The following is a 17,685-nucleotide window of genomic DNA, read 5'->3' as shown; positions in this document are numbered from 1 at the left end:
GGTAATAAGGGAGCAATGGTATGTATATCTTTGGCTACGGCAGCTTGATTAATCAATATTCTCGCCAGATGACGGGGAATACCCAAGCGGCGATACCCGTAACCGTTCATGGCCTTGAGCGTCATTGGGGAAAAGTGAATGGGAGTTACCAAATCGCTCCCTTGGTGGCGAGGATGGGTAAGGGGCACTGTAATGGGGTATTGGTCGAAGTGGATGAGGCTGCCTTGGCTCAGTTTGATTTAAGGGAAAAGGGCTATACGCGTGTAGCGCTAGAACCAGGGCAAATTGAAACTTTCGATCGCGACCAAAGCGCGCTAAATTGCTTTAATCGGGAGTTGCCATTGTGGGTGTATACCAAGGATGAAACGGAACCTCCATGCCAGCACTGGCCAATTATGCAAACTTACGTTGATACAGTGCTGGCCGGATGTTTGTCTATCTCTCCAATTTTTGCCAAAACTTTTGTTGAAACGACAAATGGTTGGAATTACCCAAGGGAAAATGATCGCCATCAGCCAAAGTATGGCAAGCATGCAGGGGTTGAACGTGAGCATTTAGCGCATATTGACCAACTTTTGGCACAGATACCAAGAACAACAGCAAAATTTGAGAAGGGCTGATAAGGCGATTGTCATAGTGAAATGAAGAAAATAATGCCTAAGGGGTTTTAACCACGACCTGCTGGGGTGGGCAGGAAATTCGTTTGCTGAGCATGACGGCTTTTAAGTCGAGGATCTTTCTTTGGTAGGTCGCACGTACTAGTTGGTAGTCAATATCCGGAGAAAACCACATAACAAATTTGCGGTCATTTTTCTTGATCTGCTCAACACGGATGGTTCTGATTTTTCCGAAGTTTGAATTGATAGTCTCTTTCCCTTTTACTTGGAAATAGTAATGATTCACTTCATCGGTATCTTGCATTTTGAAATTAAATTGCGTCTTACCTTCGATTAACATCAGTCGAATTTGGCTGCCAATGGCATCGGCATCGAGTAAGGGTTGTTTATTACTGGTGTAACTGTTTTTTGTACCATCGACGCTGACTTCAGATTGTAATCCGTGATTACTGAACGTCGCTTGGGTTGAACCGCCAAGCAGCCCATTGATATCTCGCTTAAAGCTTTTGGTCAGAAAACTTTGTTGCTGTGCTGACCAGTATATTATTGATTGTTGGCGAAAGCGTGTTTTTGTCGCTAATACGTTGACTGTACTGTAAGAATTAATGTTAGCCTGAGAGTCTTTCCAGTTGAGGGTTCGGGTAAACTGCCCGATTTTGAGATTATTGAAATACAGTTGATAATTAAAGGTTTTGTTGCACTGGTGGAAAGCCGTTGAAGGTTGGGCGAGTACTGATGTCGGCTTCATCATCAAAAAGCCGATCAGGTAACACAGTGTTGATAATCGTAGCACTATAACATCCACATCCTGAACCAATAAAAAGCAGATTGTCAGCCGACAAGCTCATAGTTAAGGGTAGACGAAAGCGGCCAGCCAGACCGCTTTCTTTTATTCCAGATGTGATTATTTCAACAGGCGTTTGAGGATCTTTCCCGTTGCTGTCATTGGCAACTCGGCCACGATCTCAATTAGGCGAGGGTATTTGTAATCAGCCAAACGTTCTTTGCCCCATGCCGCCAGTTCTTTGCTTGATACGTTAGCCCCTTCCTTGAGAAGTATGAAGGCTTTGGCTTCTTCGCCGTAGGTTTTATGGGGTACACCGATCACCGCGATCATGTGCACGGCTGGATGAGCCATGAAGGTTTCTTCGATATCGCGAGGATAAATATTGAACCCGCCTCTGATAATCACTTCTTTGAGGCGATCGACCACAAAGACATAACCGTCATCATCCATACGTACGATATCGCCGGTATGGAGCCAGCCATCAACGACAGTTTTCGCTGTCTCTTCCGGTTTTTTATAGTAGCCCTTCATTACATTGTGGCCACGGATCAGCAACTCGCCTTCCTTGCCCCGGGGTACCTCGTTGCCTTCGTTGTCCACGACTTTCATGGTCACACCCGGCAGGGGTTGGCCTATACTGCCTGGCTTACGCTGATACTCCAGATGGTTGAACGCTGCGACTGGCGAGGATTCAGACAGGCCATAGCCTTCAATGACCGGTACGTTGAGTTTTTGCTCGAATTGTTTGAGTACTTCAACGGGCATTGATGCGCCGCCAGAGATGGCAACTTTCAGGTTGGCCGCAATGTCCTCTATATAGTCGCCACCATGTTTTTCGGCAAAGGCGAGCAGGCCAATAAACATTGTTGGTACGCCTGCTAAGTGTGTCACCTTATGTGTCTGCATTAAGTGCATGACGTTTTTAGGAACAAAACGCGGCACTAGAACCAACGCGCTACCGGCAAGGATTGAAGTGTTCATGATCAATGACTGGCCGAAGGTGTGGAAGAGCGGCAGAATCGCCATACTGACATCCGTGCCTTTTTGATTGGTTAATGCCTGACATGCCTGAGCATTACACAGCATATTGCTTTGACTGAGTTCCGCCCCTTTGGCGCGACCGGTTGTGCCTGATGTGTAGAGAATGACGCAACTGTCTTCGGCTCGACGATAAACCGCATCGAAATGGACGGGGGCACCTGCAAGCCATTGCTGGAAACTGTGGGATCCTTCGGGGGCAGGGGTTTCTGCTCCTGATTCAATGCGGATAAAGTGTTTGCAGCTAGGGGTTTGGCTAAAGCCCTCAAAACCGTATTCACCCGTTGGCAGTGTGCTATTGCCTTCAAAGCAGATAAGAGCAACAGCATCAGAATCGGCAAGATGATAAGCGACTTCTGGGCCTTTGAGCATGACGTTTAGTGGAACAGTAATGGCTCCAATTTTTTGGATTGCATAGTATCCGATAACGAATGCGGGTGTATTGGGGCAGGAAAGAGCGATTTTATCATCGGCTTGCAGCCCGAGTCTTACCAACTGGTTGGCTACTTTGTTGACTTGTTGGTTGAGGGTGGCGTAATCAATTTTGTCTTCGTTGAAGATAATGGCGGTGTCTTTACTGCGAAATTCGGCATTGCGTTCGAGATTGGTAGCTAAATTATACATTCTATTTTTTATCTTCTGGCGTTTATGACAATTCTAATATAGGCAGCCCGGTTAGGTTTTAGGTTGCTCGGTAAATTATGTGCGTTAGATCGATAAATATATTTTACTTCAAAATCATTATTTTATCTTTGTATAGATCGGCTAATTCGTAGGCGTGTTAAATCATTGTTTAATAACAACATGAAAAGTAAGGAGATGTTAGTTACGAGCCTTACATGAAGAATATGACAGTATCGTGTGAGCTGTTTGACGTTTTTTTAACCAGGTTCTATTTTTATCTGGGTTTCACTGACAGAGGCGTGGAAAGATGAAGAAGATGAACTCGGCATATCGATTACAAATCATCAAAGAGGTCGCGATGCGTCGCCGTTTGACAAGCGATGGCGATCCTATGGCTTGCCACATTTCTCAGTTACTGGAATCCCGAAATCATGTCGAGCAGCGTTCAGAGCAGAGGTTCACCAATTGCCACTATGATCCTGATATAGGGGGGTGGGTAAGTAATTTATGGGACGTGAAAAAATAGCACTGACCGCTCAGGGGGCCTTTGTGCAGTGCCCCCCGAAATCCCGGACTTAATCATCGGTAATTTTACCATTTCCGCTGGCACTTCAAGGTTGTCTCAGGTAAATTCCTCAGGTCAAAGATGATTAGGTCACCCAATGAACTACGTTGATTTAGATAGCTATAACCGCAAGTGGATTTTCACTCATGCTTCAATGCCAGTGGCAGAAACCGATTTGGCATTGATCAAACCGTTTACTCAAGCCCGTGCATCTCAAATTTGGCGTGAGCATGTCAGCAGCCAAAGTTCAGATGCCGATCATTTTGGTGTTGGTGATTGGGCCTTTGACGATAAAATTTGGTCTGAACCACAAGATTGGCAATTGGCTTGGGATGGCGATGAGCCTGAATTGCCAGAGGCTATTTTGAATTTTATTGATTGGGAAGATAATACGACGGTATTTTTCTGCTATGAAAAGTACAACGTTATTGAAACGAAATGGTCGGTGTTCAAGCGCAATTGGAAAAACTTCTTGTTCTTTGATGACGGTCCTATCTTACTTGGTCGCAAGAAAACACAAGCAATATGGTTTAGCTCTGACGGACAATTCAAGTTGGCCAATCGCCCATAGTCGTTGAATTGCTCAAATCTAGGTCATACTGGATATGAAAAAACAGCCGTCTAGGCTGTTTTTTCATAGAATTAAGTCATTATTCAGGCTGTTGAAATGGGCTACCTGGCCTTTTCCCTTCATTTTCGCTTCATACATTGCTTTATCGGCCCGTCTTAAAATGTCATCACTGTTTTGAAAATCGGTAGCATTGACATAGTAGCAACCAATACTGGCGCCTAGCTCGATATGGTTTTTTATCTTTGGAATGTGCAACGGTTCACGAAGCAAAGAGAGAATGCGTTCGCTAGTTACGTTCACGCCTTCCTCGCTGATTGTCGGTGACAGTAGGATAACGAACTCATCACCCGCCAGACGAGAGACCATATCGCATTTGCGGACAGAATCGTTGAGGCGCTTGGCAATGATCTTTAGTACTTCATCACCGATGTTATGGCCATAGGTATCATTTACCGATTTAAACCCATCAAGATCGATAAACAAAACCGCAAATGATTCAAAAGTTAATACCTGATGACTGAGAAAGCTGTCCAGTGTTTGCATTAGCTTGACCCTGTTAGGCAAGCTGGTCAGAGGATCGTGGTTCGCCATATGTTCGAGACGCTGCATCTCATGCAATGAACGCTGGTCAGAGGCAACCACAACAGTCTGTACTTCTTGGGTATAAGGGTCTGTTATACGATGGGTACGTACAAACAGTGGCAGTACTTCGCCGTTAGCAGTATGAGAATTGATCTCACCGTGCCATTGGTTGTTGGCCGACAATTCTCGACGGAGAACGGGGCTGACCTGATTAAACTCATTAATATCGACCAAAAAACTGTAATGTTGGCCGTTGATTTGTTCTTCGGTGAATCCCGTAATATTCAGGTAAGTGGAGTTGACCATAGAGATGACCCCCTTACTGTCCAGCACCAAGATAGAATCCTGACTGTTGTCGAAGACTTTTGCCGCTAGTTGCAATTGCCTTGCTGCCTGATGACTGATAGTGACGTCACTGATTGCAAACAATATTTGGTATTGTTGGTGCAATGGTCGGCTGATGATCTGGTAGGTACGAACTTCCCCTTTGTTGTTGAGGCCTTCAATTAGCAAATTATCTAATTGGTGGTTTTGTTTTAGGGCCTGGTTAAACAGCAGAGTGAATGCGTCTTTGTCGACAGGCTGTAGGATGTCAGTCAGTGGCTGGTACATCATCATGGCGACGGGACGGCCAAAAACACTGTGGCAGGTATTATTGGCTAATGTGATATTACCTTGCTGGTCAACGACAAGAAGGGCATGTTGCACTGTTTCAATGATGTTCATTGCGAAGGACTTTTCATCTGAAAGATGTTTCATTGCCGTTTGCAGTTCATTGTCTCGCTGGCTGATGGTTGAGACCATGTTATTAAAGCTACGTGTCAGCTCATAGAACTCATCATTGCTGTGTTTTTGTTCTAGGATCGGCAGATATTGTTTGTCATTGATTATCCGCTTGATACCGTCGTTCAACTTGGTGATGGGGGTGACCACCCAAAGCTGGAGGCGATTGATAATATAAATACCGGTAGCTGAGATCAAAATCAGCAGAAACAAACTGACTTGTAGGTGATTTACTCGTATTTGATGGAGTTTGTTTAAAGAAACAGCTAAATGGATATGGCCTATTTCTGAGCTATTAATAGTGACAGGTACAATCATGTACAGTAATTCGTGGCTGAAATAGTAGCCATTGTCACGAATTCTGGTCTCTTGTTTTTGAGTTGGGGCTACATATACGTTGTTTTCATTATGGTATTGAGCAAAAACAGTGTGGTTGGGTAGTTCAAGGCTGGCCATGGTAATGAGGTTGTCGGCATTGAATGACGCTAATATCTCTTCGGCGGCATAGAAGTCATTGAACTGAATCGCGGCGGTTAGGTTCGCTCCGACCCCGGTAGCCAGAATCTGGGTCCGGGTAAGCAGGTTGTCTCGCTCAATATTGAGGTAGCTTCGGTAGCTGGTAAATTGGAAGCAGGCAAAGACCGCTAATATAAACGCCATAATTGGGAAAGAGAGGCGTTGGTTGAGCGATAGTTTACTTATCCAGTTATTCATTAGCATCCTCCTGCTGGAGGGCGGTTTGTTCATCATCGGTAATAGCGATTCGCATTAACATGGAACTGACCGATAGATTGGCATTGTGTATATGTTGGCTCGAAATCGCAGGCTTAATTTGATTGTTAATTGTGCGAAGCTCAATCATCCCACCAATGGCTAGGGTATTAGGGTTATCACTGATCGTGAGAAGCCCCGGATATTGCGGCAAGCTTTGAAATGCTGATAATTTTTGTTCTGTAATGTATAGCAGGTCACACTTCTTGCTGGCCTCGGTCATGCTCGTCGGGCTGAGTAATTGCAGCTTATTTTTATCAAGTAAGGTGCCCAAAGTGAGGGTGATACTGTTTCTTCCTATTACGCAAAAGCGTTTCGGAAGCACAGTGTCGCCCGGCCAGCGAATAAAGCTGGCGAGTCGGTAGATATAAACGGCCTTGATTTGGTGTGCTGCAAATCCAGCTGCGGGCTCACTGCCTGCTTTGGCCCATGCTGAGATTAGCATCAGAATTAGACCGGTTAGCGGCACAATCAAGAATGTCGGTAATAATGGTTTGTTCATTATGGTAGATCCCAAGCCGCCCGCATGAAAAAGGTTTCTTCAATCAGGCTCTTACCCGGTAAATCTTCATAGGGATCTTTACCAATACCATCGATGATCCATTCAATTCTTGGCCAGCATGGTTTTTGCTGCCAAGCTAGGCGGACATCCAGCGTGGTGATTGACGGTGCTGAGAAGGCTGGAACATCGGCTTCAACTTTGCTTTTGTATTTGAGCCAGAGATCCAATTGCCAGGCAGGGGTGATCTGCCAAAGACTTTGTATCGACGCGAAATGGGCTGGTTGATGGTCATACATAAGCCGGTAGCCGGATGTCGCATTCGCATCACATCCTGCAGAACCACTGCATTCAGCGTTTGTTTTCATATAGCTGTAACTGGTGTTGAGCTTAAGTGCTGATAATGGCTGCCATTGAATGGCGGTTTCAAAACCGTAGCTATCGGCATTTAATCCGTCTGAGAATGTATTGATTAGAGTGAAGATTTCATAAGGCAGGGTGCTGCCGTCGATGCATTCACCGTAGACACATGCCCAAGCTCTGTCACCTTCCATTCTTAAATTTTTGTATTTACTGTAAAAAATTGTGTTGTCGATAGACAGGGAATGGGTTGGTGAATAGCGGTAACCCGCATCGATGGTACGTACCGTTTCATTTTTCAGGTTCTGATTATTTACGGTATATACCACCGCCGGCCTTGAATCTATGATGTTGCCATTACCATCGGTAATACCAACAGTACCGAGCATGTAGCTGTCTGTTTTGCTTTCGACAAATGATGGCGTGACGGCTGCCCGGCCTGCACCGAACCAAAATTGCTGCTGGTCATTATGACGGTAAAGAAAGCGTGCTTGAGGCTGAAACTCTACGCTGTCGTTGAGGCTGAAATATTCGATTTTGGCACCAATGGTCGAAAACCATTGGTCATTTAGCTGAGATTCGATCTGGCCATAGCCATTGACGATGAAATCGGTACCGATCGGGTCGTGACTATAACGCCCCCAAGGTTCGACATGCGAGTAGAAGTCATCGGGATAGGATTCAGTACGGCGATGAATAACACGGACACCACCACCGGCAGTTAATTGATGTTTTTCCGATAAGGCGTGATGAGCGAGTGTATCAAGGTCCAAGGTATAGAATTCACCTTGGGCCGAGGGTTCGTTAGTGCTGTTGGCATCTGCCCACAAGTGTAATTCGTAGGTTGTTTTGTCGTTATATTGCTCTATCCAGTCAAAGCTAGCATAGGCCCCGCGCGAGAAGACATTTAAGGTCGTATTGGTAAAGACATCTTCTGGCGGTAAGTAGAAGTTACCGTAGAACCAATAGTGTTGCGATCGTGTTTGGTAGCCGCCAGCCTGTACTGAAATATTTCGATTATCAACGTTATGATCGGCTCGGAATCCCCCGCTGAGATTACGCCATGAATCATCATTAACCAGATAGTAATCACTTGTTACCCCTTTCATATAGAAACGGGCAGTGGTGTTATCGTCGAGGCTGAAACCATAGCGATAATTGAATTCTTGATAATCTTTTTCACCAGCAGCAACTTCGGCGTAATGTCCCTGCGTGTCTGTACTGCTTTTTGTGATGATATTGACCACACCGTTAGCGGCATTACCTCCCCACATGGTGCCTGCTGTACCGCGTATAACTTCGATTCGGTCGATATCTTGAAAGAGGGCGTCAATAGTATGCCAGAAGGTGCCGGACATCAGCGGGCTGTAGACGCTTCGTCCATCAATCATTACCAGCAGTTTATTGAAAAGGACTTCATTAAGGCTGCGTAATGAAACTTGCCAGTTAAATTCTGAAATACGGGTAACTTGTACCCCGGGAGCCAAGGCAAGGGCTTCGGCAACCGAACGAACGCCACTGCGGCGAATTTGTTCATTGGTGATGACATAAACAGCGGCTGGGATATCTTCGATATTCTGTGGCTTTTTGGCAGCCGAAGTGACGCTAATGTCTGTGTTACTGAGATCCTCAAGGCTCATTGCCAGCAGAATATCCAAGTCGTTAGCATTAACGTAACAAGACATTGTCAGCATAAGTACACTAGCCAGAAATGATGGCTGTATAAATAGGGCTTTCTGCTGCGGTGTCGGTGTAGACATATTCAATGAAATCAAAATAAAAAAGACCACTATATATTACCAAAAAAGTCACTAATGCCTTATTTTTAAAAAGATTTTTCATGGATTAAAAAATGTCCGAAAATTCCAAATAGGGATGGATACTTATCTGTTTGGGCTTTTTGGGTATGTTGTTGCGAGGTCTGTGTTTGTGAATTTGACGCTGGTGTCGTTTATGGAACGTGTTTTGCTCGAGGTTGATATATTTTCTCTTATTTTGTTGCTTATTTGACTCAAAAATGATTGGTGGTGACGTGGATGGTGTCAAAAAATTGAATAGTGAGATTTGTGATCCGGATACCATATATGTTGAAAAGGCTGCAATCGTCACGGCCTCTTTGCTAAAAGTTGCATAATATTTTGAGTTGATTTTGACTCGTTTTCTGGGCTTGAATGCACTGAGTTTCGATTAGTAAAAAATGGTTGCTGCAGAGGCTTACCTAATGCAACAAAAAGCCTCGCCCCGATTTTTCCTGTTTTTAGTAAAATTTCGAGGTGAGAAGGTTTAAGCGTTGCCATTTGACTAGGGTGTAGTTGATGTCCTGAAATGTAGACAGAACCCGAACGGATATAGATGAACCCATGGGTGAGGTTTTCCGGTGGGGCAAAGTGCCAATTTCCATACGGGGAAATAATAATATCGAGTAATGTGACGGGAGTGCGGCAGCTTCCAGGACTTGTCGCAGCATGGTAGTTGCCAAGCAGTACTTTCGTTGTACTGTCTTTTTCTTCAACAAGTGGTAGGGATTGAGTCGGGAATGACTGGCTGGCTGCGTTTGCCATTTCTTCTTTGCCTGCAGGTAGAGCGGTCCACAGGCTAAAGGTTTCAATATGTCCATTGTGTGGGAGTAAGGTATTACGTTGTATCATTCCAGAGCCTGAATTCATGACATTGATATCACCGCTTCTTAAGATTCTTGAGCCGATAGAGTCATTTTGAAGCAAGCTACCGGATACGGGGTAACATAGGGTTTCAACGCCAGAATACCCGTGGTATTGCAAGGGACGCTTGGCCGTGATTTTGGATGCTTCGAAATGATCCCATGACATGAATGGGTTGCATTGATTGTGATCTCGCGGTGAGATGAAAGCGGTTCGCGGGCCGTGTTTGATGCCGAATCGGACGTTCTGTATTTGCCGGGTTTTACTCATGATTGCCACCAACATCATGAAAGCTCTTGGGCTACTGCCTCTGTTTTTCTAAAAGATTAGACCGAAGTCTCGGTTTTAACCATGAATATTTTCTTCATGTGGATGTTATGGCACGAAAGAGAGGGCTTATTCTTTGGCGCCACTGAAGGTTGAGATCCTAGGAATATTGAGTGGCATTATATCCATTCAACGTAAGCCACTTCAGCCTGAATTCCAAGCTCAGTAAATGTCTCAAACCATCGGATTTGGTTGTGTTGAAGTTTGTCGCCAGGTCCTTTGACTTCAACAAGTTTGATGTTATCTGTGCTTATAAGAATGAGGTCGGGAAAGCCGCTTCGGTTATTGCGCGGATCGAACAGAATACGGCGGAATATACCACTTAATGCTTGTGGAGAAAGAAGAGCTGTGGCTTGGTCGACCAAAGTCGATGAAACCAAATGCCAGGCAACCCAGTCGTTGCTGATACCATATTTGGATTGGTAGACCACAGACCAATTTTGCCATTGACCCGTTTCAAGCATGTCTAGACGGTGATCAATTGCTTTCTGGCGTGTTGGGTAGAACTCTGATGAAAACATATCGTAGGGGGAGCGTTGAAAACGATTCTGAAACGCGCCTTCTACGGGTGAAAATATGATGTCCCAGAATAACAAACCGAATAATGCCGTAAATAGTGTATTTTCAACATAATAGGCTTGCCATCCTTGCTGTTCATAATAATCGGCGACGGCCCGTTCGACCCGAAGAGCTGTGTTGGGGATGGATAGTTTACTCTGAGTGATAGGCGGTTTTGTGGCTGGAGTGAAAGGGCGCTTGAGCTTGCGAGCAAGGTTGCGGCATAAACGGGTGGCGGTATCCCGCTCTTCTTCATTTTGTGGGCTGGCGAGCATTTCTTTGGCGATCGAGTCAGCCTCTGCGTGTTCGCCAAGTTTATCTAGAATGCGTACCTGCCGTTCGCGGGACGGGGGTAAATCGTTCTGCTTGTACAGTGCCAATGCTGCTTTGAGCTTGGTTGAGTCAGAGCCCGCTTGGCGTTCCAGCTCTCTGGCTAGGTGATTGAGCAGCCGACAGCGCTTCCTTTCAAGTTTGGCCCAGCTGAATGGTGGCGGAAGTTGTGTCAGGAGTTTGTTGAACTGCTCGGTATTTTTTTCTTGTTTAGCCTGCCAATACGCCTCGTTGAGTGAGCTTAATAACAGCCAGGACTCCATATCACGTCGATGTTTGAAAAAACGGGTATTGCGGTCAATCGTGTAAGTTTCAAACTGCTGGATCCCCAGATCTGAAATAACAAATTGACTGAGCGCTTGGTGGGTATTACCAAAAAAACACAGTAAAAAGGTAGTGAGAAACTGTGGATGGCTAACTTGAATAATAGATTCCCCACATGCGTTTATCTCTATATTTTCCTTGCATAAAAGGTCAATTATCTTTGGCTTTGGAAGATCTTTGTTCACTAAAACATGGGGGAATTTGCTGACAAGCTCGGGCTTGGTAAATAGATTGAAAACCCTTGGTCGTAATGTATCGATATGTGGTGAATGCTCAGAGATAACGGAGATGAGTTTTGCATTAGCCAGTTGCTGGCAAGCTTTTGGAATATTGTTAATTTCGGTGTAGTGAAGTTTGCCCTGCCGGTATATGTCTCCTTTTCGAGAAAGCAAGCGGATGTAGAGTTGTTGAGCGGGGTGCGTTAGTTGATTAAAGGTATCAACCCAATGTTGCTCTTCTTCGCGAAGTAAATCTGCATATTGTTCTGAGACGGTATGAATAAGTTCGAGAAAGTTTGTGTGGTAGTAATCGGAAGGCAACTCAGGTCGCAGCGGATTTGATATTTTCTGAGGGTGTGAATTGTTCATAATTTATTTGCCTTGGGAATAGAAATGGTTTTTATTATGAGCATAAAAGAATCATTATTATTCTCAATGGTTTATGGGGCTAGCTATTGATATTATACATTTTGTGTTTATTTTCACATCTTTCCCTCTAAATGGGTGGCTTGACATTGGAAGCATATAACTAAGATGAAATTTGTCTACTGGCTTGGCTTTATTTGTTGTTTGCTGATCAGCGGTCAGATATCAGCTAATCCTAAATTAGAATCAAGCATTAAATTACCTAAGCATATTGTCGGCTCTGTCTGTGTCATACGCCACCAAGACAAAATGTTGATGCTCTCGGAAGTGATTACCCAGAAATACTCCCTTCCTGGGGGGTATATTGATGATGGTAATACAGCACCAGAAGCTGCTGTCAGGGAAGTATTGGAAGAAACGGGCGTAGATGTTGAGGTTGTTGAACTATTGCAATACCGCTCTCGGGCAGCCGTTTATGCGTGCGTGGCAACTAGCCCGATTCCTGTGTCAAATTTTCGGGATCATAATGGCTTCATGATCGTTGCTTCATGGTTTTCCAAACATTTTGCCACTGAAGTTGAACGGGTCTATCTTCTTGACCCTCGGCAATTGGATATTAGTAACTATCGTTATCCTGAAGATGTGAACTTGTTGCCGAAGTGGCTGGCAAGAACGCCTGAAAGTCAGATTCAGTACTATGATTCGCTTACTCATCAACTATCTATGCTGCATCGTATTGAGTTACCGTTCGTCATTAACTTCCAAGCGCTCACTGAGAACTGGCCACACTGGCTGCAAGCGGGTTTCGATGGGGTGATGTTTATCGCCAATCAGCCGGGTGAATTATGGGTATTGCTGTGCTTGGGGTTATTAGTGGCAGTAAGCTGCCGTAGTTCTGTATTGCTTGAATGTCTTTTGTTTTCTTTGGTTATGCTGGTGGCCTCGTCGACTCTTAAATATTGGTTTGCATCGCCAAGGCCTTTTTTTGTCCTTCCTGAATTGCAAAGAATCGAGGCCTACGGATTTGGTTTTCCGAGTTCTCATACGATGACCGCAACGATGGTTTTGGGTGGTGCATGGTATGGGTTAAATAGGCTAACCAAAGGGCGATACAAAAGGGTGTTAATGGCTTCGATGTTGATGCTGATATTGGCACAAGGGATGGTCCGTGTGTGGTATGGCGTGCAATTTATCAGCGATACTGTGCTGAGTATCATGTTGGGGTTAGTTATTGTTTCTGCTTGGGCGGTATGGCGAGAGATGAATCCAGACAGTTTGCAGCGTTGTATGACGAGCAAAACATTCTGGCTCTGCATGACGTTTGCTGTTGGTGTGGGAGCCAGCTATACCTTGGACCCATTACATGCCTACGCATTCTCTGCAATGTTGGGAGTGATGGTTGCGATGGAAACAGCAGTTCGATTTGATCAACCCGCCCCCGAGACCCTTAAGGGGCGAATATTGGCATTGCTGATGCTCGGGGGTGGTGCAGCTGTAATCTGGTGTGGCACGGAGGAATTGGCGGCCGTACAAACCGTTAGTTTGATTGTTTTAGGGATCAATGCATTTGGCTGTTTCCTGATGAGTTTGTGGTTTGTTGCCGGCGCATCGTGGGTAAGGGGCAAGTGTCGTTGAGGTCACACTTTTTTTCCCTGTAGCGGTAGGGTAAAGTGTCAGGACAATAAGATTTAGGAGGCCAGTAGTCGTAGGATACGACGAGATACTGGACAAGGAGAGCAATGTTACCTGCACTGACTTACCGAGACAGTACCGATGAGCGCGTATTGTCTTACCTCACTGCCCTTGAGCTGGCGGGGTTCGAGGGCGATATTGAAATTAGCTATGCCAGCCGACTGGCCGTTGCGACAGATAACAGCGTTTATCAACAGTTGCCACAAGCCGTTGTGTTGCCAAAGAATACTGCTGATGTGATTCTTATCGGTACTGTTGGCCGAGATCAGTCTTTCAAGACGATAACGTTTTCTGCTCGGGGGGGCGGCACGGGTACCAATGGCCAGTCGCTGACCCCGGGCATAGTTGTTGATTTGTCGCGCCACATGAACAAGGTGCTTGAGATCAACGTCGAGCAGGGGTGGGTTCGGGTACAGACGGGGGTCGTTAAGGATCAGCTTAATGATGCGCTCCGTCCCTTCGGCTATTTTTTCTCTCCTGATCTTTCGACCAGCAACCGAGCGACTATCGGTGGCATGATCAATACCGATGCATCGGGGCAGGGGTCATTAAAATATGGCAAGACCTCTGATCATGTATTGGGGCTCGAAGCCGTTCTGGTTGACGGGTCTGTTTTGTACAGCGGCCCTCAGCCTTTTGGTGACCTCTTAGAAGAGGCAGATCCTGCGGTAGTATCGGATAGCGGCGAGCTGGCCGTTCATGCCGTACAGGCTGCAGCTAGGGTATGCCACCAGAAACGCTCTCAGATCCTTGCCAAGTTTCCTCCTCTTAACCGTTTTCTTACCGGTTATGATCTCAAAAATGTATTTGATGAACGCCTTGAGCAATTTGATGTCACTCGTTTGTTATGCGGGGCTGAAGGTTCACTGGCATTTATCACCGAAGCCAAACTCAATATTACCCCTATCCCCAAGGCGCGCACCCTCGTTAATATCAAATACGACAGTTTTGATTCGGCCTTGCGCAATGCACCAATGATGGTTGAAGCACAGGCCCTGTCTGTCGAGACGGTGGATTCGCGAGTGTTGAACTTGGCCAAGCAGGATATTGTCTGGCACACGGTCAGTGATCTGTTGGAAGACGTGCCGGGGCAGGAAATGCTGGGCATCAATATGGTCGAGTTTGCGGGTAACAATGCAGACGAGAACAGCAGTTTGGTATCCGGGTTGTGCCAGCGTTTGGATGAGATGCTGGCCAGTCAGCAAAACGGCATTATTGGTTATCAGATTTGTGATGATCTGGCTGGGATCCAGAAGATCTATAACATGCGTAAGAAAGCGGTGGGTTTACTGGGTGCGGCGAAAGGGCGCAAAAAACCGATCGCTTTCGCTGAGGATACCTGCGTACCGCCGGAAAATCTGGCTGATTTCATCGCCGAGTTTCGCCAGTTACTTGATGACAAACACCTTGATTACGGCATGTTCGGCCATGTCGACGCGGGTGTGTTACACGTCAGGCCAGCATTGGATCTTTGTGATCCCGAGCAAGAGCGTCTGATGAAATCATTGTCTGATCAGGTGGTTGCGCTGGTGGCCAAGTACGGTGGCCTGATGTGGGGTGAGCATGGCAAAGGGTATCGTTCCGAGTACGGCCCTGCATTCTTCGGGGATGAGCTATTCACGGAATTACGGCGGATAAAAGCGGCTTTTGATCCGGATAATAGGATGAACCCGGGAAAAGTGTGCACCCCGCTTGGCAGTGATGCCGAACTGGTGAAGGTAGACAGTATCAAGCGCGGATTTTACGACCGCCAGATCCCAGTGAAAGTCCGTGATAGTTTCAAACAGGCAATGGAGTGTAACGGTAACGGGCTGTGTTTTAACTACGATAATAGCTCGCCAATGTGCCCGTCGATGAAGGTAACGGCTGACCGCCGCCATTCACCGAAAGGCCGGGCGGGACTGGTACGAGAATGGTTACGGCAGCTTGCTGCACAAGGTATCGATCCGGTTGTGCTGGAAAAGGAGCTGATGCTTACCGCACCCACTGTTAAGCACATTATTGACCGTTTTCGCAATACATTCGGTAAACATCGCGATGAATATGATTTTTCCCATGAGGTGATGGAGGCAATGAATGGCTGTCTGGCCTGTAAGGCTTGCGCCAGTCAATGTCCGATAAAAGTGGATGTGCCCAGTTTCCGTTCACGCTTTATGCATATGTATTACAGCCGTTACCAGCGACCGGTAAAAGATTATCTGGTTGCCTATGTTGAGAGCTACTTGCCGTTGATGGCGAAAGCACCTGCGACCTTCAATGCACTGATGAGGCCATCTTGGTCGCAGAAACTGACGGCAAAGACGATCGGATATGTTGATATGCCGTTGTTGTCAGTACCGACGTTGATGGAGAGTCTCGATGGTCATCATGCTTTGCGTTTCGATCAGCAGTGGCTGGAAGCATTGTCGCCTGCGGAGCGTGAGAAGTACCTATTGATCGTTCAGGACCCATTCACCAGTTACTATGACGCCGATGTGGTAAAGGACTTGGTGCTGCTGGCTGACAAGCTGGGTAAGAAGCCGATGTTGGTGCCGTTCAAACCCAATGGCAAGGCTCAGCATATCAAGGGTTTTTTGCGTCAGTTTGCCAAGACGGCTCAGAATACGGCAGCGTTTTTGAATCAGCTGGCCCAGCTAGGGATCCCGATGATCGGGGTGGATCCGGCGCTGGTGCTCTGTTATCGCGATGAGTACAACGAGATCCTCGGTGACGGGCGGGGGGATTTCCAAGTCCTGACAGCCCATGAATGGCTACTGGAAGAACTTGGTAGCAGTGAGCCTTTGCCTGTACAGGGTGAGGAATGGTATCTGTTTGCCCATTGCACCGAGAAAACAAAACTGCCAAATGCTGAAAAAGAGTGGGGACAAATATTTGCCCACTTTGGTGCCAAGTTACGGCCTGTTGCCGTTGGTTGTTGCGGTATGGCAGGGACATTCGGCCATGAACAAGATAAGCTTGAACTCTCTAAGTCGGTCTATGGATTAAGCTGGCAGCCGAATATTGCCAAGCTGGATCCTGAGCGCTGTATGGTGACGGGTTATTCCTGCCGTAGCCAAGTAAAACGGCTTGAGCACATCAAGATGAAACACCCAGTGCAGGTTTTGCTTCAGGTTTTGCGGGCAATGTGACCCTAGCTTATTGACGTCATTTGGGTGAAACGAACGGAAGGGGCGCGAGCCCCTTTTTGAATGTGAATAGGCAGAGAGTTTGAATGGGGGTGCAAGGAAAATGTAGCTTAGTCAGTCTGCGGGCTAAGCCAGCGGTATACCCATCCGGCAACAACGGCTCCTAGTAGAGGTGCTAGCCAAAATAGCCATAGCTGCGCCATTGCCCAATCACCGACTAAGAGGGCTGGGCCGGTACTTCGTGCGGGGTTAACCGATGTGTTGGTAACAGGAATGCTGATAAGGTGAATGAGCGTTAGTGCCAAGCCGATAGCCAAGCCTGCCATTGCTGGCGTAGCCAGCTTATGGGTTGCCCCAAGGATGACAATTAAAAACATAAAGGTCATGACAAACTCTGTGATGAACCCCGAGACAAGGTTGTAGTTTCCGGGAGAATGCTCGCCATAACCATTAGATGCTAGCCCGCCGGCTAAAGAGAACCCTGCTTGTCCGCTGGCGATAACGTACAGTACGAAAGCACCGACAATCGCGCCAAGAACTTGGAAGAAAATATACGGAATGACTTCCGATGTAGGGAAGCGTCCGCCTGACCATAGTCCGACTGTCACTGCTGGGTTGAGGTGGCAGCCTGAAATATGGCCGATCGCATAGGCCATCGTGACAACGGTAAGGCCGAAAGCGAGCGACACACCCAGTAGGCCAATACCTACGTCAGGGAAGGCGGCGGCAAGTACAGCGCTTCCGCACCCACCCAGTACCAGCCAAAATGTGCCTATAAATTCCGCAACCAGTTTTTTGAGCATGCCAGTGCCTCCTCGAGCGTTTGTGTTGCGCATCATGCGCAAAGTAAGACCACACTATCCAAATAGTCTAGCCAGACGCTTACCC

General features: G+C 46.5%; 13 protein-coding genes. 5 read left to right on the top strand and 8 right to left on the bottom strand.

Translation table 11 applies throughout. The features are described 5' to 3' along the window. The first annotated feature begins 20 nt into the window (after positions 1–20). A complete protein-coding gene (locus ACSF8X_RS11780; RefSeq protein ID WP_500850046.1) occupies positions 21–620 on the top strand; it encodes a gamma-glutamylcyclotransferase family protein in 600 nt (199 codons plus the stop codon). A gap of 37 nt (positions 621–657) precedes the next feature. Here ACSF8X_RS11780 and ACSF8X_RS11775 read toward each other — a convergent pair whose 3' ends face one another. Then, positions 658–1,368: a DUF3108 domain-containing protein gene (locus ACSF8X_RS11775; protein ID WP_047877490.1), complete on the bottom strand. Its 711-nt coding sequence runs from the start codon at positions 1,366–1,368 to the stop codon at positions 658–660. A 153-nt stretch (positions 1,369–1,521) separates the two neighbouring features. Next, positions 1,522–3,066 carry a long-chain-fatty-acid--CoA ligase gene (locus tag ACSF8X_RS11770; RefSeq protein WP_500850045.1) on the bottom strand — a complete coding sequence of 515 codons (1,545 nt, stop codon included), beginning with the start codon at positions 3,064–3,066 and terminating at the stop codon, positions 1,522–1,524. Between the two features lie 307 nt (positions 3,067–3,373). Between ACSF8X_RS11770 and ACSF8X_RS11765 the strand changes: the two genes are divergently transcribed. Continuing rightward, complete coding sequence (locus tag ACSF8X_RS11765; protein ID WP_084722126.1) at positions 3,374–3,592, top strand: hypothetical protein; 219 nt, start codon at positions 3,374–3,376, stop codon at positions 3,590–3,592. 136 nt (positions 3,593–3,728) lie between these two features. Then, complete coding sequence (locus ACSF8X_RS11760) at positions 3,729–4,202, top strand: DUF2947 domain-containing protein (protein WP_047877047.1); 474 nt, start codon at positions 3,729–3,731, stop codon at positions 4,200–4,202. Between the two features lie 63 nt (positions 4,203–4,265). On the opposite strand, the gene ACSF8X_RS11755 is transcribed toward ACSF8X_RS11760, so the two are convergent. From ACSF8X_RS11755 to ACSF8X_RS11735, 5 genes are all read right to left on the bottom strand, one after another. After that, complete coding sequence (locus ACSF8X_RS11755) at positions 4,266–6,281, bottom strand: sensor domain-containing diguanylate cyclase (RefSeq protein ID WP_500850044.1); 2,016 nt, start codon at positions 6,279–6,281, stop codon at positions 4,266–4,268. Then, positions 6,274–6,840 carry a YfiR family protein gene (locus ACSF8X_RS11750; RefSeq protein WP_500850043.1) on the bottom strand — a complete coding sequence of 189 codons (567 nt, stop codon included), beginning with the start codon at positions 6,838–6,840 and terminating at the stop codon, positions 6,274–6,276. The genes ACSF8X_RS11755 and ACSF8X_RS11750 overlap by 8 nt, the downstream gene beginning before the upstream one ends. Further along, positions 6,840–8,891 carry a TonB-dependent receptor plug domain-containing protein gene (locus tag ACSF8X_RS11745; RefSeq protein WP_500850042.1) on the bottom strand — a complete coding sequence of 684 codons (2,052 nt, stop codon included), beginning with the start codon at positions 8,889–8,891 and terminating at the stop codon, positions 6,840–6,842. The genes ACSF8X_RS11750 and ACSF8X_RS11745 overlap by 1 nt, the downstream gene beginning before the upstream one ends. A gap of 411 nt (positions 8,892–9,302) precedes the next feature. Then, positions 9,303–10,127: a pirin family protein gene (locus tag ACSF8X_RS11740; protein ID WP_500850041.1), complete on the bottom strand. Its 825-nt coding sequence runs from the start codon at positions 10,125–10,127 to the stop codon at positions 9,303–9,305. A gap of 176 nt (positions 10,128–10,303) precedes the next feature. Then, the gene (locus ACSF8X_RS11735) at positions 10,304–11,983 is read right to left on the bottom strand and encodes a VRR-NUC domain-containing protein (protein ID WP_500850040.1); all 1,680 of its coding nucleotides are present in this window, start codon (positions 11,981–11,983) and stop codon (positions 10,304–10,306) included. 165 nt (positions 11,984–12,148) lie between these two features. Here ACSF8X_RS11735 and ACSF8X_RS11730 point away from each other — a divergent pair, with 165 nt between their 5' ends. Next, the gene (locus ACSF8X_RS11730; RefSeq protein ID WP_500850039.1) at positions 12,149–13,615 is read left to right on the top strand and encodes a phosphatase PAP2 family protein; all 1,467 of its coding nucleotides are present in this window, start codon (positions 12,149–12,151) and stop codon (positions 13,613–13,615) included. Positions 13,616–13,719: 104 nt separating this feature from the next. After that, complete coding sequence (gene ydiJ / locus ACSF8X_RS11725) at positions 13,720–16,800, top strand: D-2-hydroxyglutarate dehydrogenase YdiJ (RefSeq protein ID WP_500850038.1); 3,081 nt, start codon at positions 13,720–13,722, stop codon at positions 16,798–16,800. Positions 16,801–16,907: 107 nt separating this feature from the next. Here ydiJ and aqpZ read toward each other — a convergent pair whose 3' ends face one another. Beyond that, positions 16,908–17,600 carry an aquaporin Z gene (gene aqpZ / locus ACSF8X_RS11720; protein WP_500850037.1) on the bottom strand — a complete coding sequence of 231 codons (693 nt, stop codon included), beginning with the start codon at positions 17,598–17,600 and terminating at the stop codon, positions 16,908–16,910. Positions 17,601–17,685 lie beyond the last annotated feature (85 nt).

The organism is Photobacterium panuliri, assembly GCF_059920555.1.
Note: the sequence above shows the minus strand (reverse complement) of the source record. Positions and strands in the feature narration are given on the sequence as shown.

What these genes read in the sequence shown, in the direction of transcription:
- ACSF8X_RS11745 (WP_500850042.1), bottom strand. Translation starts at nt 8,891, where the DNA reads ATGCTGACAATGTCTTGTTACGTTAATGCTAACGACTTGGATATTCTG.
- ACSF8X_RS11735 (WP_500850040.1), bottom strand. Translation starts at nt 11,983, where the DNA reads ATGAACAATTCACACCCTCAGAAAATATCAAATCCGCTGCGACCTGAG.
- ACSF8X_RS11740 (WP_500850041.1), bottom strand. Translation starts at nt 10,127, where the DNA reads ATGAGTAAAACCCGGCAAATACAGAACGTCCGATTCGGCATCAAACAC.
- ACSF8X_RS11765 (WP_084722126.1), top strand. Translation starts at nt 3,374, where the DNA reads ATGAAGAAGATGAACTCGGCATATCGATTACAAATCATCAAAGAGGTC.
- ACSF8X_RS11775 (WP_047877490.1), bottom strand. Translation starts at nt 1,368, where the DNA reads ATGATGAAGCCGACATCAGTACTCGCCCAACCTTCAACGGCTTTCCAC.
- ACSF8X_RS11755 (WP_500850044.1), bottom strand. Translation starts at nt 6,281, where the DNA reads ATGAATAACTGGATAAGTAAACTATCGCTCAACCAACGCCTCTCTTTC.
- ACSF8X_RS11780 (WP_500850046.1), top strand. Translation starts at nt 21, where the DNA reads ATGTATATCTTTGGCTACGGCAGCTTGATTAATCAATATTCTCGCCAG.
- ACSF8X_RS11750 (WP_500850043.1), bottom strand. Translation starts at nt 6,840, where the DNA reads ATGAACAAACCATTATTACCGACATTCTTGATTGTGCCGCTAACCGGT.
- ACSF8X_RS11770 (WP_500850045.1), bottom strand. Translation starts at nt 3,066, where the DNA reads ATGTATAATTTAGCTACCAATCTCGAACGCAATGCCGAATTTCGCAGT.
- ydiJ (WP_500850038.1), top strand. Translation starts at nt 13,720, where the DNA reads ATGTTACCTGCACTGACTTACCGAGACAGTACCGATGAGCGCGTATTG.
- aqpZ (WP_500850037.1), bottom strand. Translation starts at nt 17,600, where the DNA reads ATGCTCAAAAAACTGGTTGCGGAATTTATAGGCACATTTTGGCTGGTA.
- ACSF8X_RS11730 (WP_500850039.1), top strand. Translation starts at nt 12,149, where the DNA reads ATGAAATTTGTCTACTGGCTTGGCTTTATTTGTTGTTTGCTGATCAGC.
- ACSF8X_RS11760 (WP_047877047.1), top strand. Translation starts at nt 3,729, where the DNA reads ATGAACTACGTTGATTTAGATAGCTATAACCGCAAGTGGATTTTCACT.